A 618-nucleotide genomic window follows, 5' to 3' on the forward strand; every position below is an offset into this window, starting at 1 on the left:
CTCGACGCCGTTATCGTTCCCCGAAGGTTCAGATAACTCGTTTCCGCTCGACTTGCATGTGTTAGGCCTGCCGCCAGCGTTCAATCTGAGCCATGATCAAACTCTTCAATTTAAGATTTTGTGACTCAACGAATACTGATTACATTCCCTATTCTTACGAATAGTGACTGTGAATTGACTGTGCCGATAATAAATTATCGATTGGTCACTCAGTTCATTGAAATCAAGTTGAAACCAAAGTTTCATTTTTTGATATTCATCAACGAGTGCCCACACAGATTGATAGGTTTAAATTGTTAAAGAGCTTTGCTATCAACGCTTTAGCGTTGAAGCGGATGCGTATAATACGCGATTGACTCTGTAAGTCAACATAAAATTCTAAATTTATTTAGAACTTTATGGTGACTTGCTTAGATACTAAGCAAAGTCGCTATTTTGTTTTCATTTTTCTAAAAAATGAAAGTAAATAGAAGCCTGGCGATGTCCTACTCTCACATGGGGAAGCCCCACACTACCATCGGCGCTATTGCGTTTCACTTCTGAGTTCGGCATGGAATCAGGTGGGTCCACAACGCTATGGTCGCCAAGCAAATTCTTAAAATCTGGAAAGCTGTTATT

Annotated in this window: 2 rRNA genes; both read right to left on the reverse strand. The window is 40.0% G+C overall.

The window, feature by feature from the left end:
• Positions 1–112 (reverse strand): 16S ribosomal RNA (locus L1D60_RS23465); the annotation flags it as partial.
• A 360-nt stretch (positions 113–472) separates the two neighbouring features.
• Positions 473–588, reverse strand: a 5S ribosomal RNA gene (gene rrf / locus L1D60_RS23470).
• Between the last annotated feature and the right edge of the window lie 30 nt (positions 589–618).

The organism is Vibrio sp. Isolate30, from assembly GCF_022397975.1.
Classification (GTDB): domain Bacteria; phylum Pseudomonadota; class Gammaproteobacteria; order Enterobacterales; family Vibrionaceae; genus Vibrio; species Vibrio fortis.